Raw genomic sequence first — 24,838 nt, forward strand, 5'->3', positions numbered from 1 at the left:
GACTGTCTATGATGTCCACTCCTCTCACGCTGCTGGCGGCGGGAAGCCTGAGAAGCGCTTTCCTGCCGCTGGTGGCGCACTTTCAGCAGCACACTGGCCTGGCGGTCGATGCGCAGTTTGGCCCTGCCGGCCTGCTGCGCGAGCGGATCGAGGCCGGGGCGCCGTGCGCGGTTTTTGCGTCCGCCAACGCGGCGCACCCGCAGATGTTGCTGCAGGCCGGTCTGGTGCAGGAATGCCAGGGATTTGCCGGCAACCAGCTGATGCTGACCGCCCGGCGGTCGCCGGAAAACGATGGCCTGGACTGGCTGGCGCTGCTCTGCACGCCCCACCTGCGGCTGGCGACCTCCACGCCGGGATGCGATCCGTCGGGAGATTATACCTGGCAACTGTTTGCCCGAATTGAGGCGCATTATCCTGGGTTGGGCAATGCGATAGCCGGGCGAGCGCAGCCGCGGGTCGGCGGCAGAGACTCACTGAGCGTGCCGCCGGGCGAGATAGCTGGCGCGTGGCTTATTCGCCAGAACCTGGCGGATCTGTTTATCGGCTACGCGCACTATGGCTCCGCGCTGGCCGCCTGCGACGATCTGCGTACCCTGACTATTCCGGCGCCGTGGAATATTCGCTGCGATTACCAGCTGGCGCGCCTCAGGGCGGATCCCGCCGCGTTGGCCCTGTATCGCTTTATCCTCGGCGACGTTGGTCAGAGCTATCTCCGGCAGGCGGGTTTTATGCCGTTCAGCGACGCAGAGTAAACCCTGGCGCCAGAAGAGGGGACGCGGAGGCGGCATGGTGGATCAGACGTACCGGCAGGCCGTACGCTTGCCGGAGGTGCGTTTCGCTCAGCACGTCGGCGGTCTCGCCTGCCAGCCACTGGCCCTCCGGCAGAAGAAGCAGCGTATGGCTGGCCACCTGCAGCGCATGGTTTGGATCATGGGTGGTGAACAGGACGGTGCGCGCCTGGCGGTGAGCGAGGTCGCCGATCAGCTGCAATACCACCTGCTGGTTACCAAGGTCCAGCGCCGAGCAGGGCTCATCCAGCAGGATATTCTGGCTGGCGCTGACCAGCGCGCGGGCAATCAGCACCAACTGCTGCTGGCCGCCGGAGAGGGCGTCGAAGTCATCTCCGGCCAGGGCGGCAATCCCCAGCTGCGCCAGCGCGTTCTCAACCCGCCGGGCATCCTCCTCGCCCGGCTGGGCAAAGAGATCCACATGACGGGCGCGGCCCATCAGCACGACATCGCTCACGCGCCAGCGAAAAGCGGGACGAAACGACTGCGGGACCAGAGCGACGCCGCCCTCGCACTGCACCTGGCCGCCCAGCGGCGGCAACACGCCGGTCAGGGTATCCAGCAGGGTACTTTTTCCCCGGCCATTGGCGCCCAGCACCGCCCAGATCTCACCGGGCCGGCAGGCCAGCGTGAGCGGGGCGAAGAGCGGCTGACGGTGGCCGTAGCGTAGCGCTTCCAGCGATAATGAGCTGTTCATCGGGCGGTACTCCGGCGCCGGGATTGCACCAGTAAAAAGGTAAACAGCGGCGCGCCGAGCAGGGCAGTGATGATCCCGATCGGGATCTCCGCCTGGGTCAGCGTGCGCGCCAGATCGTCCACCATCAGCATCAGGGCGGCGCCAAGCCAGAAGGCGGTGGGCAGCAGGCGACGATGGTCAGCGCCCACCAGCAGGCGGGCGAGGTGCGGGACCACCAGCCCCATCCAGGCGATGCTGCCGCTGACCGCCACCTGGGCTGCCACCAGCACTGCACAGCAAACCAGCACGCCGCGACGCAGCGCGGCCACCGGTACGCCAAGACTGCGGGCATCGCGTTCCTCCAGCGCTAGCAGGTTGATACGCCAGCGTAGCTTCCACAGCACCCCGGCGGCTAGCGCCATGGGCAGGGACATAAGCAGGACCTTATGCCAGCTGGCGGTCGCGAAGCTGCCGAGCAGCCAGAAAACAATGTTCGGTAACGTCTCTTCGCTATCGGCGAGGTACTGCATCAGGCTGACCAGCGCGGCGAAGAAGCCGCTGAGAATGATCCCGGACAGAATCAGCCCCAGCGTGCTGTCCCGCCCCTGCAGGGCGGCGAGGGCGTAAATCAGCCCCAGCGCGACGAGGCCGAAGAAAAAGGTCGAGGCCATCATCAGCAGACTGCCGACGCCCAACAGGATCGCCAGCGTACCGCCGAAGGCGGAGCCGGCGGTCACCCCGATGATGTGCGGGTCCACCAGCGGGTTCTGGAACACGCCCTGCAAGGTGGCGCCGCACAGCCCCAGCGCGCCCCCGGCCAGCAGGGCCATGACCACGCGCGGCAGGCGAACCGACCAGACGATCTGCCCGATCACCCCTTCACCTGGCGGCAGATGGACCAGGGTGTGCCCAACGACGCGCAGGCTTAACGGGTACTGGCCGAAACAAAGAGAGGCGACCGCGATCGCCAGCGTCGCCAGCGCCAGGCTACCCTGCAACCGCCAGGGATGGCGGTTAGCGCGCATCTGGCGTCCACGCCACGCGGTAAAAACGCTGATAGTAATCCCGGGCTTTACTGTCCACATCGATGTTCTGATAGCGCGAAGGATAGAGTTTTTTCGCCATCCACAGCTCGCCCAGCGCCAGGGCCTCCGGCATCGGGTAACCCCAGGCTTTGGCGTACTCCGGCATCAGCCACACGCGGTGGTGTTTCACCGCATCGATCGCCTGCCACTGCGGATCGTTCTCTATCTGTTTGACCACCTGCGGATAACGGTCCTGGACGAAGATCACCTGCGGGTTCCACTCCAGCACCTGCTCAAGCGACACCTGACGGGCGCCTTTTACGCTGGCGGCCGCCACGTTCAGCGCCCCGGCGTGCGCCATCATCAGCCCGGTGTATTTACCGGCGCCGTAGGTATTCAGATCGGGGTTGGCCATATACACCCGCACCCGCTGGTTCGGTGGAATATCGGCCACCGGCGCATTGGCTTGTTTACGCGCCTCGAAGGTGTAGTGAATCAGCGCCTCGGCCTCGGGCTGGCGTTCGACGACCTCGCCGATAAGGCGGATCCCCTCCACCAGCCCGGCGTTATAGGCCTGCTCTTCGTCTGCCATGGCGGGGTTCATTTTATTTTTTTCACCCGCGGCGTCCTGGCGCAGCGAGATGGCCACCACCGGGATCCCGGCCTGTTGGATCTGCGCGATCATCGCCGGCGGCGCATAGTTGGCGACAAAAACCACCTGCGGACGCAGCGCCAGCAGGCTTTCAATATTGACCTGGGTGAGATCGCCCGGCGTCGCCAGTTGCCCGATCTCGGGCATAAAGCGGGCGAACTGCGGCCCGAGCTGTTTCTGCCAGCTGCTTAAGACGCCGACGATATCCTCGGCGGCATGCAGTTGCACCAGCAGGTTGAGCGTCTGATGCTGCAGAACCACGACGCGGGTGACGTGGTCGGGGAGGGTGACCTGGCGACCCAGCTGGTCGGTGACGGTGCGGTCGGCAAAGGCCTGGCCGGTGAACAGGCTGGCGCTGAGCAGCGTCAGGCCCAGCAGTAAGGGGTGTTTTGACATGGTGTGGCCCGAATGGCGTGAAAAATTCGCTATGTATTAAATTATATAACGTCGCCGGGCGCAATGGTTGATCGCGTTTACCCTCATCACGATCAAGGCATTTCGTACCACACTTCTTCCTCTTCCATGCGGGCTTCTATCTGGCTCGCCACCCTCTGCAGGGCGGAAAGATGCTTCTGCGCCGCCTGCTCAATGGTCATCGCGCTGGCGATATAGACCAGGTTCAGGCAGCCGATAACCCGCTGCTGGCTGCAGACCGGCACGGCGATGGAGGCGATTTTCTCCTCCTGCTGCCAGCCGCGGAAGTTTTCACCGTAGCCGTTCTGCCGGGTGCGGGCGAGGATCGCCGCCAGCCGTTCCGGTTCGCGGGCCAGCTGATACTCAGCCTCCGGACGGGCGGCCAGCATGCTGACGATGGCGTCGCGTTCCGCGTCGGGGGCAAAGGCCAGCCACGTCAGCCCGGAGGCGGTGAGCAGCAGCGGCAGCCGCCGTCCGACCATCGCGCGGTGAAACGACAGTCGGCTGAAGCGGTGGGTGGTCTCGCGCACCACCATGGCGTCGACGTCGAGGGTGGTGATGTCTGTCGGCCATTGCACCTCGCGTAGCAGCTCGCCGAGCAGCGGCGTGGCGAGGGCAGAAATCCAATGTTCGTCACGAAATCCATCGCTCAGCTGGCGGACGTTAATGGTCAAACGGAAGCTGTCATCGGAGCGGCTGCGGCGGACAAAACCCTCCTCCTGCAGCGTCTCCAGCAGCCGGCGCACGGTGGTGCGATGCAGGCCGCTAAACTCCGCCAGCAGGCCCGGCGTCGCGCCGCCGTCAAATTTATTTAACAATTTTAATAACAACAAACCCCGGCTTAACCCGCGCACCGTTTTGTACGCTGTGGACCCATCGTCATGCATAAATCCTTCCTTAAAATGCTTTATAAACAGCGCTGTGCACCTGGTGCACATTCGGTGATGTTTTGATTGTAGCCGAAAACCCCCGCCCTATACTCAGCCCATTATAAAAATACGTTTACACATGATTAACAAATTGCCTGTCAGTCGGGCAGTTTCCGAGTCGTGAGGTCGCTGAGAATGACAACATCTACACCCGATATTCAACCCGCCGTGCAGCATACCGCTCAGGTCGCCATCGCCGGCGCCGGTCCGGTTGGCCTGATGATGGCCAACTACCTTGGCCAGATGGGCATCAGCGTGCTGCTGGTGGAAAAGCTCGACACACTGATCGATTACCCGCGGGCCATCGGCATTGACGATGAATCCCTGCGGGCGATGCAGGCGGTGGGACTGGTGAATGACGTGCTGCCGCACACCACGCCGTGGCACGCCATGCGCTTTCTGACCCCGAAGGGGCGCTGCTTTGCCGATATCCAGCCGATGACCGATGAGTTTGGCTGGTCGCGGCGCAACGCCTTCATTCAGCCCCAGGTCGATGCGGTGATGTATCACGGTCTGCAGCGTTTCCCGCAGGTCCGCTGCCTCTTCTCCCGCGAAGTAGAAGCCTTTAGCCAGAACGGTGACGGTGTCACGTTAAATCTTAAAGGACCGGACGGCGAGCGGGAGACGGTGCGCGCTGACTGGCTGGTGGCCTGCGACGGCGGCGCCAGCTTTATTCGTCGTACGCTGAACGTCCCCTTCGAAGGCAAGACCGCGCCGAATCAGTGGATCGTCATCGATATCGCCAACGACCCGCTGGCCACCCCGCACGTATACCTGTGCTGCGACCCGGTGCGACCCTACGTTTCCGCCGCGCTGCCCCATGGCGTGCGCCGCTTTGAATTCATGGTGATGCCCGGAGAAACCGAAGCCCAGCTCAGCGAGCCGCACAATATGCGTCGTCTGCTGAGCAAAGTGCTGCCGGACCCGGATCGCGTCGAGCTGATCCGCCAGCGGGTGTATACCCATAACGCCCGCCTTGCCGAACGCTTTCGCATCGACCGCGTGCTGTTGGCCGGCGATGCGGCGCACATCATGCCGGTCTGGCAGGGCCAGGGGTACAACAGCGGCATGCGCGACGCCTTCAACCTGGCGTGGAAGCTGGCGCTGGTGGTCAACGGTAAAGCGGGAGAGGCGCTGCTCGACAGCTACCAGCAGGAGCGCCGCGACCACGCGAAAGCGATGATTGATCTGTCGGTCACCGCCGGCCACGTGCTGGCGCCGCCGAAGCGCTGGCAGGGGGCCGTGCGCGACGGTCTCTCCTGGCTGCTGAACTACCTGCCGCCGGTGAAGCGCTACTTCCTCGAAATGCGCTTTAAGCCGATGCCGCAGTACCGCGAGGGGGCGCTGCTGACCGACGGCGCCAGCAAAACCTCGCCGGTGGGCAAAATGTTTATTCAACCGCAGGTGACGCTGGAGAGCGGCGAGAGCGTGCTACTCGACGACGTCATCGGCGCGAATTTCGCCATTATCGGCTGGGGCTGCAACCCGCAGTGGGGGCTCGACGCCGAGCAGATCGCCCGCTGGCGCGCGGCCGGGGTGCGCTTTATCCAGGTGGTGCCGGCGGTGCAGATCCATCGCGAGCAGGATAACGCCCCCGGCACGTTGCGGGTGGGCGATACGCAAAACCGCCTGAAGAGCTGGTTTGCTCAGCATAACACCGCCATTGCCGTGGTCAGACCGGACCGCTTTGTCGCCGCTCTCGCCATCCCGCAGACCCTCGGCGCGCAGCTGACCGCGCTGGCGGAAAAAATGACTCTCGCGGTCGGAGATACCGCCCACGCTGAAGAGAAGGTGGCCTGATATGCATGCCTATTTGCACTGTCTCTCCCACACTCCGCTGGTGGGATTCGTCGACCCGGAGCAGGCGGTCCTTGATGAAGTGAACGGGGTGATTGCTGACGCCCGGCGGCGGATCGCCGCCTTCGATCCCGAGCTGGTGGTGCTCTTCGCCCCCGATCACTACAACGGTTTTTTCTATGACGTGATGCCGCCGTTCTGCCTCGGCGTCGGCGCCACCGCCATCGGCGACTTCGCCAGCGCCGCCGGCGACCTGCCGGTACCGACCGAGCTGGCCGAAGCCTGCGCCCACGCCGTGATCAACAGCGGTATCGATCTGGCGGTGTCGTACAACATGCAGGTGGACCATGGCTTCGCTCAGCCGCTGGAGTTTCTGCTGGGTGGCCTGGATCGCCTGCCGGTGCTGCCGGTGTTTATTAACGGCGTCGCCGCGCCGCTGCCGGGTTTTCAACGTACCCGGCTGCTGGGCGAGGCGATGGGCCGCTTCCTCAACACCCTCAATAAACGGGTGCTGATCCTCGGCTCTGGCGGACTCTCGCACCAGCCGCCGGTGCCGGAGCTGGCGAAGGCCGACGCCCATCTCCGCGATCGCCTGCTCGGCGGCGGCAAACAGCTGCCGCCGGACGAACGCGAACTGCGCCAGCAGCGGGTGATCAACGCCGCCAGGCGGTTTACTGAAGACCCGCACTCGCTCCATCCCCTTAACCCGGTGTGGGACAACCGCTTTATGAGCCTGCTGGAGCAGGGGCGGCTGGCGGAACTGGATGCGATCGGCAACGACGAGCTGTCGGCGATGGCCGGCAAATCGACGCACGAAATTAAGACCTGGGTGGCCGCCTTTGCCGCGCTATCCGCTTTTGGCCGCTGGCGCAGTGAAGGCCGCTATTATCGGCCGATCCCCGAGTGGATCGCCGGGTTCGGCTCGCTGAGCGCCACCACCGAGATTTGATTAACCGGGAGACTAACATGAGCTATCAACCGCAAACCGAAGCCGCCACCAGCCGATTCCTCAATGTCGACGAGGGGGGCCGCACGCTGCGCATCCATATCAATGACTGCGGCGACGGGAAAGAGACTGTGGTTATGTTGCACGGATCCGGGCCGGGAGCCACCGGCTGGGCCAACTTCAGCCGTAACATTGACCCGCTGGTCGAGGCGGGCTATCGCGTGCTGCTCCTCGACTGTCCGGGGTGGGGCAAAAGCGATGCTATCGTCAACAGCGGCTCACGTTCGGACCTCAACGCCCGCATTCTGAAAAGCGTGGTCGATCAGCTGGGGATCGATAAAGTCCATCTGCTGGGCAACTCGATGGGCGGCCATAGCGCGGTGGCCTTCACCCTGAGCTGGCCGGAGCGGGTGGCTAAGCTGGTGCTGATGGGCGGGGGGACCGGCGGCATGAGCCTGTTTACGCCGATGCCGACGGAGGGCATCAAGCTGCTGAACGCCCTGTACCGCGAGCCGACCATAGAAAACCTGAAGAAGATGATGAGCATCTTCGTCTTCGACACCCGCGACCTCACCGAGGCGCTGTTCGAGGCCCGTCTCAACAATATGCTGTCGCGCCGCGATCATCTGGACAACTTCGTCAAAAGCCTCGAAGCCAACCCGAAGCAGTTTCCTGACTTTGGCCCGCGGCTGGGCGAAATCAGCGCGCCAACCCTGATCGTCTGGGGACGCAACGACCGCTTCGTGCCGATGGACGCCGGGCTGCGCCTGCTCGCCGGGATCGCCGGTTCGGAACTGCATATTTACCGCGACTGCGGCCACTGGGCGCAGTGGGAACATGCCGACAGTTTTAATCAGCTGGTGCTCAATTTCCTCGCACGGGCTTAAGGAGTTAATGATGACTTTTTCTCTTGACGCGCTGGCCCGGCAGCTGCGCGACGCGGAACAGACCGGCCAGGCGATCGCCCCACTGCGCGATATCCTCGGCGTCGACAATGCCGACGCCGCCTATGCCATCCAGCGTCTGAACGTCCAGCACCACGTCGCCCATGGCCGGCGGGTGGTGGGCCGCAAGGTGGGCCTGACCCATCCCAAAGTGCAGCAGCAGCTGGGCGTCAATCAGCCGGACTTCGGCACTCTGTTTGCCGACATGTGCTACGGCGACAACGCCGAGGTGCCGTTTGGTCGCGTGCTGCAGCCCAAAGTGGAAGCCGAGATCGCCCTGGTGCTGAAGCAGGATCTGCCGCATGCCGATACCACCTTTGATGAACTGTATAACGCCATCGAATGGGTGCTGCCGGCGCTGGAGGTGGTGGGCAGCCGCATTCGCGACTGGTCAATCGGCTTTGTCGACACCGTCGCCGATAACGCCTCCTGCGGCCTGTACGTCATTGGCGGCCCGGCGCAGCGCCCGGCGGGACTGGATCTGAAGCAGTGCGCCATGCACATGACCCGCAACCAGGAGCTGGTCTCCAGCGGTCGCGGCAGCGAGTGCCTGGGACATCCGTTGAATGCCGCAGTCTGGCTGGCGCGCAAGCTGGCCAGCCTTGGCGAACCGCTGCGGGCGGGAGATATCGTGCTGACCGGGGCGTTAGGTCCGATGGTGGCGATTAACGAAGGGGACAGCTTTGTCGCCCATATCGAAGGTATTGGCTCAGTCGCGGCACGCTTCGTCGCCGCCGGAGAAGGACATCGTAATGCGTAAACGTAAAGTCGCCATTATCGGCTCCGGGAATATCGGCACCGATTTAATGATTAAAATCCTGCGCCACGGCCAGCATCTGGAGATGGCGGTGATGGTCGGCATCGACCCGCAGTCGGATGGCCTGGCCCGCGCCCGGCGCATGGGCGTCGCGACCACCCACGAAGGGGTGGGCGGCCTGATGCAGATGGCGGAATTTGCCGACATCGATTTTGTTTTTGACGCCACCAGCGCCGGGGCGCACATCAAAAACGATGCCGCGTTGCGCGAAGCGAAGCCGGGGATCCGCGTCATCGACCTGACGCCGGCGGCGATTGGCCCGTACTGCGTACCGATGGTCAACCTCGCGGCCAATCTCCATCAGGGCAACGTCAATATGGTGACCTGCGGCGGGCAGGCGACCATCCCGATGGTCGCCGCGGTCTCGCGAGTGGCGAAGGTGCATTACGCGGAGATTGTGGCCTCGATCGCCAGCCAATCCGCCGGGCCGGGCACGCGGGCCAATATTGACGAATTCACCGAAACCACCTCGCAGGCGATTGAAAAAGTCGGCGGCGCGGGCAAGGGCAAAGCGATTATTGTGCTGAACCCGGCGGAGCCGCCGCTGATGATGCGCGATACCGTCTACGTCCTGAGCGAGCTGGCGTCGCAGGAGGCCATTGCCGCTTCGATCGCCGAAATGGCGGCGGCAGTGCAGGCTTACGTCCCGGGCTACCGGCTGAAGCAGCAGGTGCAGTTTGAGGTTATCCCCGAGGATAAGCCGGTCAACCTGCCCGGCGTCGGCTGTTTTTCCGGCCTGAAAACCGCGGTTTACCTCGAAGTGGAAGGGGCGGCGCACTATCTGCCGGCGTACGCGGGCAACCTCGATATTATGACCTCGGCGGCGCTGGCGACGGCGGAGCAAATGGCCGGGGCAATGCACAGTGCGGCGGGAGCGACAGCATGAACGGTAAAAAACTTTATATCTCGGACGTGACGCTGCGCGATGGCATGCACGCCATTCGTCACCAGTATTCCCTGGCGCAGGTGCAGCAGATCGCCGGCGCGCTGGATAAGGCTGGGGTCGACTCCATCGAAGTGGCCCATGGCGATGGCCTGCAGGGATCCAGCTTCAACTACGGCTTTGGCGCACACAGCGACATCGCCTGGATTGAAGCGGCGGCGGAGGCGGTCAGCCAGGCGAAAATCGCCACCTTACTGCTGCCGGGCATCGGCACGCTGCACGATCTGAAAGCGGCGTATCAGGCCGGAGCGCGGGTGGTGCGGGTCGCCACCCACTGCAGCGAAGCGGACGTCGCGGCGCAACATATTGCCTTTGCCCGCGAGCTGGGAATGGACACCGTCGGTTTTCTGATGATGAGCCATATGATCTCCCCGCAGGCACTGGCGCAGCAGGCGCTGAAGATGGAATCTTATGGCGCGACCTGTATCTATGTGGTGGATTCCGGCGGGGCGATGAACATGAACGACATTCGCGACCGTTTCCGTGCCCTGAAGGCGGTGCTGAAGCCGGAGACCGCCACCGGGATGCATGCCCACCATAACCTGAGCCTCGGGGTGGCGAACTCTATCGCCGCGGTGGAAGAGGGGTGCGATCGCATTGACGCCAGCCTGGCCGGGATGGGCGCGGGGGCGGGCAATGCGCCTCTGGAAGTGTTTATTGCCGCCGCCGACAAGCTCGGCTGGCAGCATGGCACCGATCTCTACGCCCTGATGAACGCGGCCGATGATCTGGTGCGGCCGCTGCAGGACCGCCCGGTGCGTGTCGACCGCGAAACGCTGGCGCTGGGCTACGCCGGGGTCTACTCCAGCTTCCTGCGCCACAGCGAAGCGGCGGCCGAGCGCTATGGCCTCAGCGCGGTGGATATTCTCGTCGAGCTGGGCAAGCGGCGGATGGTCGGCGGTCAGGAGGATATGATCGTCGACGTTGCGCTGGATCTGCTTAACCGTAATAAATAAGGAAAAACGCGCGGCTGACAAAGCATCAGCCGCCAGTCACCTGCTCCGTTTGTTCGGCTATCGCCAAGGTACCCTATGACCAAGATAACGACTGCAAACCCCTCGCGCCTGGTGGTCACCATCGGGCTCTGTTTTATGGTGGCCCTGATGGAAGGGCTGGATCTGCAGGCGGCGGGGATTGCCGCCGTCGGCATGGCGCAGGCCTTTGCGCTGGATAAAATGCAGATGGGCTGGATCTTCAGCGCCGGGATCCTCGGCCTGCTGCCCGGCGCGCTGGTGGGCGGCATGCTGGCGGACCGCCACGGGCGCAAGCGCATTCTGCTGGGGTCGGTGCTGCTGTTTGGCCTGTTCTCGCTGGCCACCGCGGTGGCATGGAGCTTCCCGACGCTGCTGCTGGCGCGCCTGCTCACCGGCGTCGGGCTCGGGGCGGCATTGCCGAACCTGATTGCCTTAACCTCGGAAGCCGCTGGCTCACGCTTCCGCGGCCGGGCGGTAAGCCTGATGTACTGCGGCGTGCCCATTGGCGCCGCGCTGGCGGCGGCGCTGGGCTTTTCCGGTCTCGCCGCGGCCTGGCAGACCATTTTCTGGATTGGCGGCGTGGTCCCGTTACTGCTGATCCCGCTGCTGATGCGCTGGCTACCGGAGTCGCAGTCGTTTCAGCGCGCGGAGGCCAGCGTGCCGCTGCGCACCCTGTTTGCCCCGGGCCAGGCCGCCGCCACCCTGCTGCTGTGGCTGGGTTATTTTTTCACCCTGCTGGTGGTCTATATGCTGATCAACTGGCTGCCGATGCTGCTGGTGGGCCAGGGATTCCGCGCCAGCCAGGCGGCGGGGGTGATGTTCTCTCTACAGATCGGCGCTGCCTGCGGCACGCTGCTGCTGGGAGCGCTAATGGATAAGCTCACCCCGCTGCGGATGTCGCTCCTGATCTACTGCGGGATTCTGGCTTCCCTGCTGGCGCTGGGCAGCGCGTCGTCGCTGAACGGAATGCTGCTGGCGGGGTTTGTCGCCGGGCTGTTTGCCACCGGCGGCCAGAGCGTACTCTATGCCCTGGCGCCGCTTTTTTACCCCGCGGCGATCCGCGCCACCGGGGTCGGCACCGCCGTGGCGGTGGGCCGTCTTGGCGCGATGAGCGGCCCGCTGCTGGCCGGCAAGATGCTGGCTCTCGGCACCGGCACCGTCGGGGTGATGGCGGCCTCGGCGCCCGGCATTGTGCTGGCCGGCGTGGCGGTGTTCTGGCTGATGCATCGCCAGCAGCGCGCCGCGATTGTCTGAGACGCATCCGGCGGTCTGGCAAAAAAATGCCGGGCCGCCGCCTTGCCTGTCCGCGTCACCTGGCCTATGGTAAGACATCATTCCCTGACGCTTATCGTCCCTATGGCTTACACCTCCCGTTTGCTCAATGCTATCCCCGGCATCCGCCACGCTTTTCTCGATGTCCATGAAACCGCCGCCTTTCCCTATGCCGAGATGGCTCCGGTGAAGCTGGTGCATGGTAATGAGGTTCATCATTATCAGCAGCCGCTGCCGACGCGCCCGCACGCCGACGCGGTGTTTACCGCGGTGGCCGGGCAAAAGGTGGGGGTGGTGACCGCCGACTGTCTGCCGATGCTGATCGCCTCGCGCGACGGTCGCTTAGTCTGTAGCGTGCATGCCGGCTGGCAGGGGCTGGCCAGCGGTATTGTCGACAATAGTCTGGCCTGTTTTCGCCAGCAGGGGGTGGCATTGGCCGATCTGGTCATCGCCGTGGGGCCGCATATTCACCCTTGCTGTTACGAAGTCTCCGCCGCATTTTATCAGCAATTGCTGGACCAGCCCGGCGGTGATCGGGTGGCCCGCCATCGCCAGCGGCTGTTTCATTCCCGTTCGGGCCCGGTCAGCGATCCGCTCAAAGCCGCCGCACGCGGCAGCGATAATCTGTGGTTTGATCTGCGCGCCTTTGCCGAAGCGATCTTCGCAGAGGCGGGAGTGTCGCCGACGAGCGTTGAATGGCTGGGGAGTTGCACCTACTGCACCCCGCAGTCGCTGGGCTCCTACCGACGCCGGACCCATTTCCCGGCGCCGAAGAGCTTTCAGTATTCGTGGATCCTGCGCGAGGCCTGAGGCGCGCTCGCGCTAGAGCACCCGAAAACCGTGGGTGCCGTCGCGGGCCAGCTGATCCACCAGGCCATACTCCCACTCCAGATAGGCCTGCATGGCCTCGGTGGAATTATCGGTTCCTTCGTACGGACGACGATAGCGGTCACGGCGCTCGACGGCGAGGCCGCTGTCGCCATGCGCCAGTGGCAGACCGGCGGCGATCCACGCCAGCGTCCCGCCGGTAAGCAACTGCACCGGTTTACCGGTCAAGGCCGCCACCTCCGGCACCGCGTAGCGGGCCAGCAGACTGCTGCCGCAGGTCACCACGTAACGTTGGGCGGGAGGGATCACGTCCAGGGCCTGGCGCAGCTGCGAGCGCGTTAGCCACCACGCGCCGGGGATATGGCGAGCGACAAAGTTGGCGCTGGTGGTGAAATCGAGCACCACCGTACCGGGTTCGTCCAGCTGTTGCGCCAGCTGCGCCGGGCTTATCTCCTCCGCCTGTGGGCCGGGCGGCACCTCGGCGGCCGGCACCCCGCGTTCGCTCAACTGGCTGGCCGACAGCGCGCTCAGCCGCGCCGTCTCCCAGCCCATCTGCGCCAGCCACGAGCCGGTTATCGCCGCCCGGATGCCATCGTCATCCAGCAGCACAATTCGCGCCCCTCGTACGCTGGCGAAGTGATCGGTCTCCTGCACCAGCTGGCCGCCTGGCGCGCTCAGGCTGCCGGGATAGTGACCCGCCGCGTACTCCTCGGGGCTGCGGACATCAAACAGGAAGGTAGTGCGGTCGTTCTGCTGCAGCCAGCGTTGCAGCGTGGCCTCATCGATGACCACCACCCCGGCCCGTTCGGCAAGATGCGCCACCTCAGCGGCCCGGGCGCCGGAGGCGCGGGCGGAGGGATCGTATTGCCGCTGCTGCTGGTGCGCCAGCGTCTGGCCGGCCAGCGTCCAGCCGATAGTGCCATTGCGCAGGGCATGGACCGGGTTTGGCACGCCGGCGTTGATCAGCGACTGGGTGCCGATGATGCTGCGGGTGCGTCCGGCACAGTTGACGATAACCGGCGTCTGCGGGGAGGGCGTCAGGCTCTCTACCCGCAGGGCCAGCTCGCCGCCGGGCACGCTGATGCTGCCGGGGATGCTCATGGTCTGGTACTCATCGAAGCGCCGGGCGTCGACGATCACCACCTCCTGCTGGCTGTCGATGAGCGCCTGAACCTCCTGGGCGCTGAGCGACGGCGTGTGACGCACGCTTTCCACCAGTTCACCAAAGGCTTTACTGGCGGAGTTAACGTCCTGAAACAGCTCGCCGCCGCTGCGGCGCCAGCCGGCGAGCCCCTCTGTCAGCAGGGCCACATCCTGATAGCCCCAGGCCCGCAGCCGTTCGACGGCGATCTCCGCCAGACCTTCGCCGTTGTCGTAAACGGTGAGCGGGGTGGTGAAGCGCGGTATTCGCCGGCGGACCTCCAGCTCCAGTTTGCTGAGCGGCAGATTGACGGCAAACAGCGGATGATCGGTGGCGAAATCGGCCTCTTCGCGGACGTCGATCAGCGCCAGTTCACGACGATCGAGCAGTGCCTGGCTGATCTCGGCGGCCTGGCGATAAGCGTAGGTGGACATAGTGGTTATCCTTGATGTTCGCGGGAGGAATCCCAGATATTGGGTAAATGGCGGTTGGAGTAGCCGGAGATAAACGGTTTCTGCTGTCCTTCCGGGGTATACACGGCGCGCTTCACCGCGCCGATATTGCCGCCGTAGATGTGAATGCTGATGGAGACGCGATCCGCCAGCGCATTGCTGACGCGATGAATATCGCCATCGTCAGCGGAGACTTTCTCCACCTGGCCTGCTTCCAGAAGCGTGGCGGCGCCCAGCGCGCGCGGTATGCCATCGGCATCCAGCTGGTAGCGTTGATTCTCTTCCGCGCCGCGCAGCATACCAATGGCCCCCCACACCCGGTGGTCATGGATCGGCGTCGCTTGCCCCGGTCCCCAGACGAAGCTGACAATCGAGAAGCGCTCCCCGGAGTCGGCATGCAGCAGATACTGCTGGTAATGGTGCGGATGCGGCAGGGTGTACTCTTCCGGCAGCCAGTCGTCGTAACGCACCAGCGCCGCCAGTCGCTGCGCCACGGCGTCAAGCAGCGGGGCGGTCTGGTGGTGCTCACGGTGCAGGCGGTCTACCTCATGAATGAAATGGCGTAATTTTTCCAGTCGTGGTGCAGTCATGTGCGGTTCCTGTCAGAGGGACTGGTCAAAACGCTAACAGAGGCGTTAATATTATTTAAATGCAATTTACGCATATATTAATATGCAAATTTCACATAAGGATCCTATGCGCATTGACGATATCGACGCTTTGCTGGCCACGGTGCAGTTTTCGTCCCTCAATCAGGCCGCGGAATATCTGGGGATCACCCAGTCGGCCATCACCCGGCGCCTGCAACGCCTGGAGCAGGAGCTGAACGTGACGCTGTTGGAGCGCCAGACCCGCCCGCTGACCCTGACTGCCGCCGGACATCGGGTGTACGAGCAGTGTCTGAGCATTAAGCGTGAGACGAAAAAACTCTACAGCCTATTGGATCCGGAAGGCGAGCCGCGCGGCGCGCTGCGTCTCGGCGTGCCGCAGAGTCTCAGCGAGATTGCCCTGCCGGCTGCGCTGTCAGCGCTGAGCCAGCAGTTTCCCGGACTGTCGCCGCAGATCACCTGCGGCTGGAGCGGACAGCTGCAGCGTAGGCTGGAAAACGGCGAGCTGGACGGCATGCTGGCGATGGGGCCGGCCCAGCAAAGCTTCGCCGAGGGCTATAGCGGACGGCTGCTGTGTCCCCTGGAGGTGGTGCCGATCGTCGGCCGGCGTTTGAATTTACGCGCGTCATCCCTGCGGGAGTGCGCCGAACAGGGCTGGATCCTTAACCCCGACGGCTGTGGCCTGCGCGCCGGGCTCATTCGCGAGCTGCAGAGTCAGGGATTGCGGTTGAAGCTTAATGTCGAGAGCGCGGGCGCGCAGCTGCAGATAGCGCTGGTGGCGCAGGGACAGGGGCTGGGTCTGGTGCCGCGGGCGGCGCTGGCCAGCAGCCCGTGGCGGGACGAGATCGCGGTCCTCAACCTCAGCGATTTTCAGCCTGCGGTCTCACTGTGGCTGATCCACGCCCAGTATCTGGCAAACCTGCAGCCGCCGCTGACCTTTTTCGCCAGCAAAGTGGTACAGCAGCTGACAGTATCCGACTGAAAGCACTATGCATTTTTGTTTAATGCTAATTCAGCATATTAAGATATGATAAAAATGCATTTTGCTCATTAACACACTCTGTATAGGGTAATGACCAGCGCCGCTGTCGCGGCCACTCCATTACCCTGACGCAAGGAGTTGTTCATGAGCATTCAGTTTCTCGGCATGATTGGCCACCGCCTCTCTTCCGAAACGATTGCCCCGGTGGGGCCGATCTTTGACCGCGACTATATCGTTCGCTTTGCGCAAACCCATGAAGCCGCTGGGTTTGATCGTCTGCTGGTCGGCCACTGGTCCGATCAACCCGACGGCTTTCTGGTGACGGCCCTGGCGGGGCTGTCGACGCAGAAAATCCATTACCTGCTGGCTCATCGCCCCGGTTTTGTTTCGCCAACCCTCGCCGCGCGCAAATTCGCCACCCTTGAGCACCTGTTGGGGGGCCGGCTGGCGGTGCATATCATCAGCGGCGGCAACGATGCCGAGCAGCGCCGGGATGGCGATTATCTCGACCACGACCAGCGCTACGCCCGCACCGACGCCTTCCTCGACACCGTGCGCCAGGTGTGGACCAGCGAGCAGCCGGTGGATATTCACAACGATTTCTATCAGGCCGAGCAGGCCTGGTCCGCCATTCGCCCGCTGCAAAAACCGCATCTTCCCATCTACTTCGGCGGCTCGTCGGAAGCGGCCATCGCCGTCGCCGGCAAACATGCCGACGTCTTCGCCCTGTGGGGCGAGTCGCTGGCGCAAACCGGCGAGACCATCCAGCGTGTGCGCGCCGAAGCGGCGAAACACCAGCGTGATATTGGCTTCAGCGTCTCGTTCCGGCCGATTATCGCCGACAGCGAAGCCGAAGCCTGGGAGAAAGCCGAGCATATCCTGCACGTCGCCACCGAGCAGGCGGCGCAGCGCGGAGGGGGTTTCAAAGCCAAACCGGACAGCATCGGCGCCCAGCGGCTGCGGGCCACCGCAGCGCAGGGCAGGGTGGTGGACAAACGTCTGTGGACCGGCATCGCCCAACTGGTGGGCGGCGGACATAACTCCACCGCCCTGGTGGGCACCCCGGAGCAGGTGGCGGATGCGCTGCTCGATTACTACGACCTCGGCGTGCGTAACTTCCTGATCCGCGGATTTGATCCGCTGAACGACGCGGCCGACTATGGCCGGGCGCTGCTGCCGATCGCCCGGGAAAAAGCCGCGCGGCGTGCGGTGGCGGAGCGCGCATCGTGATCCATCCTGAGCGCGACGACTGGGCCCGGCAGCTGACGGCGCTCCGCCAGCAGATGGCGGAGCAGGCGGCCAGCCTTGATGCCAGCGGCGAGTTTCCCCGGCGTAATATCGACCTTCTGCGCGCGGGAGGCTGGTTAAGTCTCGCCGTGCCGCCATCCTGCGGCGGCGCGGGCGCCACTCTGGCCCAGCTTCAGCAGGCCATCGCCGCCATCGCCTGGGGAGAGCCGGCGACAGCGCTGATCGTCTGCATGCAGTATCTGCACCATTTGCGGCTGGCGGAAAACGACGCCTGGCACGCGCCGCTGCGCCAGCAGGTTTTTCACGATGCTGTCGAACACGGTGGCCTGATCAACAGCCTGCGCGTCGAGCCGGAGCTGGGCTCCCCGGCGGGGGGCGGCTTGCCGGACACCGTGGCGACCCGTCGCGCGGAGGGCTGGGACATCAGCGGCCATAAAATTTATACCACCGGCATTGAAGGGCTGCGCTGGCTGGCGGTGTGGGCCAGAAGCGATGATAACCCGCCGCTGGTGGGCACCTGGCTGGTGCCTGGCGACAGCCCGGGTATCAGCGTGGTGAAAAGCTGGGATCACGCCGGGATGAGGGCCACCGGCAGCCATGAAGTTATTTTTAACCACGTGCGGGTGGCGGCAGAGCACGCGGTGGATGTCTGGCCGGCCGATGTGCCACCCGCCGCGGAGGCCGAACCGTTTCGCCTGTTCGCCAACCGGCAGACGGCGCTGCTGGCGGCGATCTATGACAGCATTGCCCACGCCGCTCACGACTGGCTGGTGAGGTGGCTGGCGGGGCGGGTACCCGCCGGTCTCGGGTATCCCCTCTCTCGTCTGCCACGGGTGCAGGAGAAAGTCGGGCAGATCGCCGGGCTGCTGCTGGTCAACCGCAGCCTGCTGGAGCAGGCCGCCGCGCTGCGCTTTTCCGCCTTCGAGGCCAATCTGGCGAAAGTCACCATCACCGACAACGCCATTCAGGCGGTAAATATTGCGCTCGAGCTGACCGGCAATCATGGCCTGAGCCGACAGAATCCGCTGGAACGCCACTACCGCAATGTGCTCTGCGGACGGGTACATACCCCACAGAGCGACAGCGCCTGGCTGGCAGCCGGCAACTTCGTCTTTCAATCACAAGGATAATCACGATGCGTCTATCATTTTCAGGCCGGGTGGCGGCAGCGCTGATGCTGCTGGCGCTGGGCGGCTACGCGACAGCGCAGGAGCGGATCACCCTGCGTATCGCCGATCAAAAAGGCGGCATGCGTTCGCAGCTGGAGGCGGCCAACGCCCTGCAAAATCTCCCTTACGACATTAAGTGGGCCGAGTTCCCGGCCGCCGCGCCGCTGGCGGAAGCCCTCAACGCGGGCGCTGTGGACGCGGGGATCATCGGCGATGCGCCGTTGCTGTTTGCCCTGGCCAACGGTGCGCCGGTCAAAGCCATTGCCGTGGATAAAAGCAACCCGGCGGGGACCGCGGTGCTGGTTTCCCCCGGCAGCACGTTAAAAAGCGGCGCCGATTTAAAAGGCAAACGCATCGCCACTGGTAAAGGATCGATTGGTCATTTCGTGGCGCTGAAAGCGCTGGAGCAGGCGGGGATTTCACCGAAGGAGGTGCAGTGGGTGTTCCTCGGCCCGGTGGACGCCAAAGTGGCGCTGCTTAACGGTTCGGTGGACGCCTGGGCGACCTGGGAGCCCTACACCACCCAAATGGTGAAGACCAATGAGGGGCAGATTCTGGTGAGCGGCAAAGGGCTGCTGCCGGGGAATACCTTCCTCGCGGCAACGGATTCCGCGCTGAACGATCCGCAAAAACGCGCCGCGCTGCAGGATTATCTCCAGCGCCTGGCCGGCGCCGAGCGCTGGGCCTACGCCAATCTCGACAGCTACGGTAAAACGCTGGGGGAGATCATCCGTTTCCCGGCGGAGATCGCCCGCGCGCAATTTGCCAACCGCCAGTCGCAGTGGCAGCCGCTGGCAGAGGAAACGGTGACCCAGCAGCAGGCAACGGCGGACTTTTATCTCGCCAACGGCCTGATCCGCACCCGGCTGGACGTGAAGCCGACCTTTGACCCCAGCTTTAGCGTGCCCGCCGCCGAGGTGACACCATGACCAGAAACACTTTTTCCCGCCGCCGTTTTTTACAGCTCAGCGGCGGCCTGGCGCTGGCCGGGGTCTCTCTGCCGCTGTGGGCTCACGATATGGCGGACATGGCCAGCGGCGATGCCCATCCGGCGCTGCGCCTGCCAGAGCCCTACAAGATCAAGCTGGCGATCAATAAAAGCGCGGTATGCCTCGCGCCGGTCGCCGTCGCCGAGCAGCAGAAGATTTTCAGTAAATATAACCTCGACGTTGAGTTTGTTAACTTCGGCAACTCCACCGATGTGCTGCTGGAGGCGATCGCCACCGGCAAGGCCGACGCCGGGGTGGGGATGGCGCTGCGCTGGCTGAAGGCGCTGGAGCAGGGCTTTGACGTCAAGCTCACCGCCGGGACCCACGGCGGCTGTCTGAACCTGCTGACGGCCAAAGACTCGCCGTTCGGCGGCCTCGAGAGCCTGAAGGGACAAACCATCGGCGTCACTGACATGGCCGGGCCGGATAAAAACTTCTTCGCCATTCTGCTTAAGCGCCACGGTATCGACCCGATCAGCGACGTGCAGTGGAAAGTCTACCCGGCGGATCTGCTCAGCGTGGCGCTGGACAAGCGCGAAATCGCCGCCATCAGCGGCAGCGAGCCATTCAGCTATCGTCTGCTGGAGACCGGCAAGTATCAGCTGATCGCCAGCAATATGACCGGGGATTATGCCAACCTCAGCTGCTGCGTGCTGGGGGTGAGCGGGAGCCTGGCGCGGGACCATAAACCGGCCGCCGCCGCGCTCACCCAGGCGATCCTTGAGGCGCACAGCTATGCCGCAGCGCATCCGGAAAGCGTGGCGCAATCTTTCCTCGCCCATGCCCTGAATACCAGTGAAGCGGAGGTGAGCGGCATCCTGCACGGGCAGGGCCACGGCCATCACGCGGTGGGCGAAGCGTTCGTGAAAGAGCTGACGCAGTACGCGGTCGACCTGCAGCGGGTGCAGGTGATCAAACCGGGTACCGATCCCCATCAGTTCGCGGAGAGTATCTATGCCAACGTATTCGCCTGAGCAGGCTCTGGCGCGCTCCACCGGCCGCGCGCCGCTGTGGGGAGAAGGGCTGCTGGCCGCCGCGCTGTGGCTGCTGGGCGGTCTGTTTACCCTGGCCTGGCCCGATGCCGGGCGGCGCTGGCCGTTTAGCGAAGGGTGGGCGCTGGCGCAATTCACCCTCGGCGGCGGATTACTGCTGCTGGCGCTGAGCTATCGCTACTGGCGAGCGCGCGGCGCGCGTGTGCTGCATGCCGGCAAGTGGCTGGCGCTGTTGCCGGTGCTGTTTGCTGTCTGGGAAGGGCTGACCGCCAAGAGTGCCGTGCTGCCGGTGCCGTTTTTCGCGCCGCCGCAGGCGCTGATCGAAGTCCTGCACGACGACTGGCCGCGCCTGCTCGACAGCCTGCTGCACTCGCTGGGGCTGCTGGGGCTCGGCGTGCTGCTGGGCACCAGCAGCGGGTTCATCACCGGTCTGGCCATTGGCTGGTCGCAACGGATTGGCTACTGGGTTCATCCGGTGTTACGTCTGCTGGGGCCGGTGCCGTCCACCGCGCTGCTGCCGCTGTGCCTGTTTATTTTTCCCTCGAGCTTCGGCGCCAGCGTGTTTTTGATCGCGCTGAGCACCTGGTTCCCGGTCACGGTGCTGACCTGGTCCGGAGTGATGGGCATTGATAAGGCGTGGTACGACGTGGCGCGGACCCTCGGCGCCAGCCAGCGTTTCCTGATCCTGCGGGTGGCGATCCCCGCCGCGCTACCGAACGTCTTTGTCGGCCTGTTTATGGGGCTCGGCGCGTCGTTTTCGGTGCTGATTGTCGCCGAAATGGTCGGGGTGAAGTCGGGGATCGGCTTTTACCTCCAGTGGGCCCAGGGTTGGGCGGCCTATCCGAATATGTACGCCGCGCTGCTGGTGATGGCGTTGTTATGCTCCGGCCTGATAAGCGGATTATTTATGCTGCGTGACCGGCTGCTGAGCTGGCAGCGAGGAGGAATGCAATGGTAACAGCGACGCCAGATTCGCCGGCGAAAGCGCGCGGCGCGGCGGTCTCCATCAGCCATCTTCATCATGCGTTTACGCTTGGCAAACAGACGGTACCGGTGCTGGAGAATATCAGTCTGCAGCTGCGGCCGGGGGAAAGCGTGGCGCTGCTGGGCCCTTCCGGCTGCGGTAAATCAACCCTGCTGCGGCTGCTGGCGGGGCTGGAAGCGCCGCAGAATGGACAGATGCAGATCGACGGCGCGGCGCTCGGCGCCCCGGGGCCGGAGCGGATCCTTGTGTTTCAGGATCCGACGCTCTACCCATGGCTGACGGTACGGCAGAACGTGCTGCTGGGCCCGCAGGCGCAGGGCAAAAAGGGGCTGGAGGCGAAGGCCGACGCGCTGATTGACCGCATCGGGCTGCAGGCCTTCAGCGAGGCGTGGCCGCGGCAGCTGTCCGGGGGGATGGCGCAGCGTGCGGCGCTGGCGCGCGCCTTGTTGAACGAACCGCGTCTGCTGCTGCTCGACGAGCCGTTGGGCAAACTCGATTCCCTGACCCGCATCAGCATGCAGCGGGAGCTGATCGCCCTCTGGCAGCAGCAGGGGTATACCAGCCTGCTGGTGACCCACGATATCGAAGAGGCGCTGCTGCTGTGCGAGCGGGTGCTGGTGATGTCGCCGCGTCCAGGGCGGATTATCGCCGAGTTCGCGCTGCCGCTGGATTTTCCCCGTCATCGCGATAACCCGCAGCTGCTGCAGCATCGTCAGGATATATTGCGCATCCTCGGCCAGGAGGAGGACTGGTAAGCTGAACGCATTGCCCGGTGGCGGCTGCGCCTTACCGGGCCTACGAACTCGACAGGAAGGGCCAGAGGCCAATGCTGTTGTAGGCCGGTGCAAGCGCAGCGCCGCCCGGCAATGAACATCCGGCGCGACGCCATGGTCCGGCTTAAAAATCCATCTTCACCGTGAACTGCACTTCGCGCGGGTCGCCAATCTGGTTGCCGAGGTTATTGGTACCGATCGAGGAAGTGTAATAGGTCTTATCAAACAGGTTCTTCACATTCACCTGCAGCGTCACCGGATACTGCAGCTTCATCTTATAGGCGGCAAACACATCCGCCACCGCATAGCCCTGCAGATAATAATCCGCGCCGTTGGTGCCGGAGCGCTTGCTGACCGCATGACCGCCGCCGCCGACGGTCAGGGTGTTGCTGTTATAGACGTTATGAATGTCATAGGTCAGGAACAGCGAGCCGGTATGTTTCGGTACGTTTGGCAGCGGTTTCCCGGCGTAATCCGGATCTTCCAGCACTTTGGCGTCGGTGTAGCCGTAGCTGGCGATCACGCTGAGGTTATCGGTGATGGACCCGGCCAGGTCCACTTCCACGCCCTGGGAACGCACCTTGCCCGCCGTTTTGGCCACTGTCTCATCGCCAATGCTCTCGGTGTACAGCACGTTACGCTTGTGAATATCAAACAGCGCAATATTGGCGGTAATGCCGTTTAACAGGTCGAATTTGGCGCCCACTTCGTAAGAGGTGGACTCTTCCGGCGGCAGCTCGCCGATATAGCTGGCGATCGACGACTGCGGCATAAACGACTGGGCGACGTTGGCGAACAGGGAGACGTTCGGCGTCACTTTGTAGACCAGGCCGGCTTTCGGCGTCCATTTCTCATCGCGGCTGTCGGTATTGACGTTAAACGGTCGGCCTTTACCGGCGTACTGGGTGTAGTACTGGTAGCGCACGCCGGCGACGGCGATCCAGTTGTCGGTCAGGTACAGCGCGTCCTGCACGTATGCGGCATAGCTCTCCTGCTGGATACGCTGATCGCTGTCGGATGCGGAAACGGTATTACAGGTGTCGAGGGTGCCGTAGACCGGATGATAGATGTTAAAGCCTTTCACGTTCTTGCAGCGCAGCATATCGGTGCGCAGCAGATCGTAATTCTCATAGGCGACGCCGGTCAGCAGTTCGTTATAAAAGCCGCCCACCACCACGTTGCCCTGCAGGTCGGCGCGGGTGGAATGCATCTTCTGCGTTGAACCGTGGGTACCGTCGACCCGGCGGGTGAGGTTGCCGGTCGCCGAATCATAGGCCATCACCCGCGCCTGGTTATCGTTGTAATTATCCTGGCTGTAGCTGTAGTCGAAGCGCGCGGTCCAGGCGTCGTTAAGGCGATACTCGGCGTTGAGCTGAGCGAGATCGGAATAGCCATCGGTAATATTAAACGCTTCATCGAAGCGGGTTTTGCGATCGACGTTCACCGCATGGCCGGTATTCAGATCGAAAATAGTGCCGCGGTCAAAGGGCGCGCTGTAGTCGCGGTGCGAATAGGACGCGGTCACCGTCGCCCGTTCACCAAACCAGGTCAGGGAAGGGGCGATAAAGCTGCTTTTGTTTTTACCAAAATTGCGCCAGTAATCCTCATTCTGATATTCCCCAATCAACCGGTACGCCAGATTTGTACCTTCGATGGGACCAGTGACGTCGAAGCTGCCGGTACCGCCGCCAAAGCTGGTAGACGTCGCGGAAACCGAACCAGAGAACTGCCGCTCCGGCCGTTTGGTGATGACGTTGATCAGCCCGCCGGGGTCGAGGATACCGTACAGCGTCGAGGCTGGCCCCTTCAGGACTTCCACCCGTTCGGTGGCGGCGTTAAAACTGCGCGGCAGCACGGTGCGCAGGCCGTTGGTCATGATCGAGCCGTCGCGGTTGGCGCCGAAGCCGCGGCGGGTAAAGGCGTCCTGGGTACCGCCGAGGGTGTTGGTCTGCACCACGTTAGCGACGTTATACAGCGCCTCGTCGAGTGAGGTGGCGTGCTGATCTTCCAGTACCCGATCGCTGACGGTATTGACCACCTGCGGAATATCCAGCAGCGGCATCGAGGTCAGCGTCGCGGTGGCGGAGCTGAGTGGCTGATAGCCGCTGGTGGCGCTCTGCTGCGCGCCGTCGGCCACCACGGTGATGGTCTCTTCCGCGTCGTTGTTACTTTTCGCCGCGCTATTGTCGGCGGCCATTAATCCCGGTGAGGCTAAAAAAAGAAGCGAAAAAAGCGCGCGCCCTTGCAACGCTCTGCAGGCGACATGGGGTTGAGTCATTATCTGTTTCTCGTGAACGAATCTGCCTTTGCGGTCAGATTAAGCCAATAAAATCATTGCCCTGAATAATAAAAGCACTCTGTTTAGCGTCTGAATGCGCCTTCAGATGTGTAATTGAGAATCATTCAATCATGAAGAGATGTAGTAGTAAACGTTATGTAAGATAAAAAATTGGCGATGGTCAATGGCGGGGTTATCACGTTTTATTGATATGGG

General features: G+C 63.6%; 22 protein-coding genes and 1 pseudogene. 16 read left to right on the plus strand and 7 right to left on the minus strand.

Annotated features, from left to right (window positions below; translation table 11 throughout):
* The first annotated feature begins 8 nt into the window (after positions 1-8).
* Positions 9-752 (plus strand): substrate-binding domain-containing protein, encoded by a 744-nt coding sequence (locus CWM57_RS00450; protein ID WP_100675445.1) that lies wholly within the window; start codon positions 9-11, stop codon positions 750-752.
* On the opposite strand, the gene CWM57_RS00455 is transcribed toward CWM57_RS00450, so the two are convergent.
* The 4 genes from CWM57_RS00455 to CWM57_RS00470 all read right to left on the minus strand — a co-directional run bounded on the left by CWM57_RS00455 (position 736) and on the right by CWM57_RS00470 (position 4,442).
* Complete coding sequence (locus CWM57_RS00455; protein ID WP_100630657.1) at positions 736-1,485, minus strand: ABC transporter ATP-binding protein; 750 nt, start codon at positions 1,483-1,485, stop codon at positions 736-738. The two genes, CWM57_RS00450 and CWM57_RS00455, sit on opposite strands and share 17 nt — an antisense overlap.
* Positions 1,482-2,489, minus strand: coding sequence for a FecCD family ABC transporter permease (locus CWM57_RS00460; protein ID WP_100675446.1), 1,008 nt, complete (start codon positions 2,487-2,489; stop codon positions 1,482-1,484). Before CWM57_RS00460 ends, CWM57_RS00455 begins: the two co-directional genes overlap by 4 nt.
* On the minus strand, positions 2,479-3,537 hold the full coding sequence (locus CWM57_RS00465) for an ABC transporter substrate-binding protein (RefSeq protein WP_100675447.1): 1,059 nt from the start codon (positions 3,535-3,537) through the stop codon (positions 2,479-2,481). The genes CWM57_RS00460 and CWM57_RS00465 overlap by 11 nt, the downstream gene beginning before the upstream one ends.
* Before the next feature lie 92 nt (positions 3,538-3,629).
* On the minus strand, positions 3,630-4,442 hold the full coding sequence (locus CWM57_RS00470; RefSeq protein ID WP_074385574.1) for a DNA-binding transcriptional regulator: 813 nt from the start codon (positions 4,440-4,442) through the stop codon (positions 3,630-3,632).
* A gap of 177 nt (positions 4,443-4,619) precedes the next feature.
* On the opposite strand from CWM57_RS00470, the gene CWM57_RS00475 reads away from it, so the two are divergent.
* From CWM57_RS00475 to CWM57_RS00510, 8 genes are all read left to right on the plus strand, one after another.
* Positions 4,620-6,284 (plus strand): bifunctional 3-(3-hydroxy-phenyl)propionate/3-hydroxycinnamic acid hydroxylase, encoded by a 1,665-nt coding sequence (locus CWM57_RS00475; protein ID WP_100675448.1) that lies wholly within the window; start codon positions 4,620-4,622, stop codon positions 6,282-6,284.
* A gap of 1 nt (position 6,285) precedes the next feature.
* Positions 6,286-7,230, plus strand: coding sequence for a 2,3-dihydroxyphenylpropionate/2,3-dihydroxicinnamic acid 1,2-dioxygenase (gene mhpB / locus CWM57_RS00480; RefSeq protein ID WP_074385576.1), 945 nt, complete (start codon positions 6,286-6,288; stop codon positions 7,228-7,230).
* A gap of 17 nt (positions 7,231-7,247) precedes the next feature.
* Complete coding sequence (gene mhpC, locus CWM57_RS00485; protein ID WP_004151837.1) at positions 7,248-8,114, plus strand: 2-hydroxy-6-oxonona-2,4-dienedioate hydrolase; 867 nt, start codon at positions 7,248-7,250, stop codon at positions 8,112-8,114.
* A gap of 10 nt (positions 8,115-8,124) precedes the next feature.
* Positions 8,125-8,931 (plus strand): 2-keto-4-pentenoate hydratase, encoded by an 807-nt coding sequence (mhpD, locus tag CWM57_RS00490; protein WP_100630654.1) that lies wholly within the window; start codon positions 8,125-8,127, stop codon positions 8,929-8,931.
* The gene (gene mhpF, locus CWM57_RS00495) at positions 8,924-9,874 is read left to right on the plus strand and encodes an acetaldehyde dehydrogenase (protein ID WP_100675449.1); all 951 of its coding nucleotides are present in this window, start codon (positions 8,924-8,926) and stop codon (positions 9,872-9,874) included. The genes mhpD and mhpF overlap by 8 nt, the downstream gene beginning before the upstream one ends.
* Entirely contained in the window at positions 9,871-10,887 is a 1,017-nt protein-coding gene (mhpE, locus tag CWM57_RS00500; RefSeq protein ID WP_012541412.1) for a 4-hydroxy-2-oxovalerate aldolase, read from the plus strand. The genes mhpF and mhpE overlap by 4 nt, the downstream gene beginning before the upstream one ends.
* 75 nt (positions 10,888-10,962) lie before the next feature.
* The gene (gene mhpT, locus CWM57_RS00505) at positions 10,963-12,159 is read left to right on the plus strand and encodes a 3-(3-hydroxy-phenyl)propionate transporter MhpT (protein WP_100675450.1); all 1,197 of its coding nucleotides are present in this window, start codon (positions 10,963-10,965) and stop codon (positions 12,157-12,159) included.
* A gap of 102 nt (positions 12,160-12,261) precedes the next feature.
* Positions 12,262-12,987 carry a polyphenol oxidase family protein gene (locus CWM57_RS00510; protein ID WP_100675451.1) on the plus strand — a complete coding sequence of 242 codons (726 nt, stop codon included), beginning with the start codon at positions 12,262-12,264 and terminating at the stop codon, positions 12,985-12,987.
* Positions 12,988-12,999: 12 nt separating this feature from the next.
* Here the strand turns inward: CWM57_RS00510 and CWM57_RS00515 are convergent, their stop codons facing one another.
* Together CWM57_RS00515 and CWM57_RS00520 are read right to left on the minus strand one after the other, a co-directional pair.
* Positions 13,000-14,580: a rhodanese homology domain-containing protein gene (locus tag CWM57_RS00515; protein WP_100675452.1), complete on the minus strand. Its 1,581-nt coding sequence runs from the start codon at positions 14,578-14,580 to the stop codon at positions 13,000-13,002.
* A 5-nt stretch (positions 14,581-14,585) separates the two neighbouring features.
* A complete protein-coding gene (locus CWM57_RS00520; protein WP_012541416.1) occupies positions 14,586-15,188 on the minus strand; it encodes a cysteine dioxygenase in 603 nt (200 codons plus the stop codon).
* Between the two features lie 106 nt (positions 15,189-15,294).
* Here CWM57_RS00520 and CWM57_RS00525 point away from each other — a divergent pair, with 106 nt between their 5' ends.
* The 7 genes and pseudogenes from CWM57_RS00525 (at position 15,295) to CWM57_RS00555 (ending at position 22,326) form a co-directional block, all read left to right on the plus strand.
* Positions 15,295-16,188, plus strand: a complete 894-nt coding sequence (locus CWM57_RS00525; protein ID WP_100630651.1) for a LysR family transcriptional regulator — start codon at positions 15,295-15,297, stop codon at positions 16,186-16,188.
* 144 nt (positions 16,189-16,332) lie between these two features.
* A pseudogene (locus CWM57_RS00530) lies at positions 16,333-17,428 on the plus strand (LLM class flavin-dependent oxidoreductase).
* Positions 17,415-18,566: an acyl-CoA dehydrogenase family protein gene (locus CWM57_RS00535; RefSeq protein WP_165784110.1), complete on the plus strand. Its 1,152-nt coding sequence runs from the start codon at positions 17,415-17,417 to the stop codon at positions 18,564-18,566. Before CWM57_RS00530 ends, CWM57_RS00535 begins: the two are co-directional and overlap by 14 nt.
* A gap of 5 nt (positions 18,567-18,571) precedes the next feature.
* A complete protein-coding gene (locus tag CWM57_RS00540; RefSeq protein ID WP_008804495.1) occupies positions 18,572-19,534 on the plus strand; it encodes an ABC transporter substrate-binding protein in 963 nt (320 codons plus the stop codon).
* Positions 19,531-20,568, plus strand: a complete 1,038-nt coding sequence (locus CWM57_RS00545; RefSeq protein WP_032733194.1) for an ABC transporter substrate-binding protein — start codon at positions 19,531-19,533, stop codon at positions 20,566-20,568. Before CWM57_RS00540 ends, CWM57_RS00545 begins: the two co-directional genes overlap by 4 nt.
* Entirely contained in the window at positions 20,549-21,544 is a 996-nt protein-coding gene (locus CWM57_RS00550; protein WP_061154271.1) for an ABC transporter permease, read from the plus strand. The genes CWM57_RS00545 and CWM57_RS00550 overlap by 20 nt, the downstream gene beginning before the upstream one ends.
* Positions 21,538-22,326 carry an ABC transporter ATP-binding protein gene (locus CWM57_RS00555; protein ID WP_100675453.1) on the plus strand — a complete coding sequence of 263 codons (789 nt, stop codon included), beginning with the start codon at positions 21,538-21,540 and terminating at the stop codon, positions 22,324-22,326. Before CWM57_RS00550 ends, CWM57_RS00555 begins: the two co-directional genes overlap by 7 nt.
* A gap of 142 nt (positions 22,327-22,468) precedes the next feature.
* On the opposite strand, the gene CWM57_RS00560 is transcribed toward CWM57_RS00555, so the two are convergent.
* Positions 22,469-24,541, minus strand: coding sequence for a TonB-dependent siderophore receptor (locus CWM57_RS00560; RefSeq protein ID WP_072122350.1), 2,073 nt, complete (start codon positions 24,539-24,541; stop codon positions 22,469-22,471).
* Between the last annotated feature and the right edge of the window lie 297 nt (positions 24,542-24,838).

The sequence above is a fragment of the Klebsiella sp. G-Nf4 genome (genome assembly GCF_002810615.1).
Classification (GTDB): Bacteria; Pseudomonadota; Gammaproteobacteria; order Enterobacterales; family Enterobacteriaceae; genus Klebsiella; species Klebsiella variicola.

What these genes read in the sequence shown, in the direction of transcription:
- CWM57_RS00450 (WP_100675445.1), top strand. Translation starts at nt 9, where the DNA reads ATGATGTCCACTCCTCTCACGCTGCTGGCGGCGGGAAGCCTGAGAAGC.
- CWM57_RS00455 (WP_100630657.1), bottom strand. Translation starts at nt 1,485, where the DNA reads ATGAACAGCTCATTATCGCTGGAAGCGCTACGCTACGGCCACCGTCAG.
- CWM57_RS00460 (WP_100675446.1), bottom strand. Translation starts at nt 2,489, where the DNA reads ATGCGCGCTAACCGCCATCCCTGGCGGTTGCAGGGTAGCCTGGCGCTG.
- CWM57_RS00465 (WP_100675447.1), bottom strand. Translation starts at nt 3,537, where the DNA reads ATGTCAAAACACCCCTTACTGCTGGGCCTGACGCTGCTCAGCGCCAGC.
- CWM57_RS00470 (WP_074385574.1), bottom strand. Translation starts at nt 4,442, where the DNA reads ATGCATGACGATGGGTCCACAGCGTACAAAACGGTGCGCGGGTTAAGC.
- CWM57_RS00475 (WP_100675448.1), top strand. Translation starts at nt 4,620, where the DNA reads ATGACAACATCTACACCCGATATTCAACCCGCCGTGCAGCATACCGCT.
- mhpB (WP_074385576.1), top strand. Translation starts at nt 6,286, where the DNA reads ATGCATGCCTATTTGCACTGTCTCTCCCACACTCCGCTGGTGGGATTC.
- mhpC (WP_004151837.1), top strand. Translation starts at nt 7,248, where the DNA reads ATGAGCTATCAACCGCAAACCGAAGCCGCCACCAGCCGATTCCTCAAT.
- mhpD (WP_100630654.1), top strand. Translation starts at nt 8,125, where the DNA reads ATGACTTTTTCTCTTGACGCGCTGGCCCGGCAGCTGCGCGACGCGGAA.
- mhpF (WP_100675449.1), top strand. Translation starts at nt 8,924, where the DNA reads ATGCGTAAACGTAAAGTCGCCATTATCGGCTCCGGGAATATCGGCACC.
- mhpE (WP_012541412.1), top strand. Translation starts at nt 9,871, where the DNA reads ATGAACGGTAAAAAACTTTATATCTCGGACGTGACGCTGCGCGATGGC.
- mhpT (WP_100675450.1), top strand. Translation starts at nt 10,963, where the DNA reads ATGACCAAGATAACGACTGCAAACCCCTCGCGCCTGGTGGTCACCATC.
- CWM57_RS00510 (WP_100675451.1), top strand. Translation starts at nt 12,262, where the DNA reads ATGGCTTACACCTCCCGTTTGCTCAATGCTATCCCCGGCATCCGCCAC.
- CWM57_RS00515 (WP_100675452.1), bottom strand. Translation starts at nt 14,580, where the DNA reads ATGTCCACCTACGCTTATCGCCAGGCCGCCGAGATCAGCCAGGCACTG.
- CWM57_RS00520 (WP_012541416.1), bottom strand. Translation starts at nt 15,188, where the DNA reads ATGACTGCACCACGACTGGAAAAATTACGCCATTTCATTCATGAGGTA.
- CWM57_RS00525 (WP_100630651.1), top strand. Translation starts at nt 15,295, where the DNA reads ATGCGCATTGACGATATCGACGCTTTGCTGGCCACGGTGCAGTTTTCG.
- CWM57_RS00540 (WP_008804495.1), top strand. Translation starts at nt 18,572, where the DNA reads ATGCGTCTATCATTTTCAGGCCGGGTGGCGGCAGCGCTGATGCTGCTG.
- CWM57_RS00545 (WP_032733194.1), top strand. Translation starts at nt 19,531, where the DNA reads ATGACCAGAAACACTTTTTCCCGCCGCCGTTTTTTACAGCTCAGCGGC.
- CWM57_RS00550 (WP_061154271.1), top strand. Translation starts at nt 20,549, where the DNA reads ATGCCAACGTATTCGCCTGAGCAGGCTCTGGCGCGCTCCACCGGCCGC.
- CWM57_RS00555 (WP_100675453.1), top strand. Translation starts at nt 21,538, where the DNA reads ATGGTAACAGCGACGCCAGATTCGCCGGCGAAAGCGCGCGGCGCGGCG.
- CWM57_RS00560 (WP_072122350.1), bottom strand. Translation starts at nt 24,541, where the DNA reads ATGGCCGCCGACAATAGCGCGGCGAAAAGTAACAACGACGCGGAAGAG.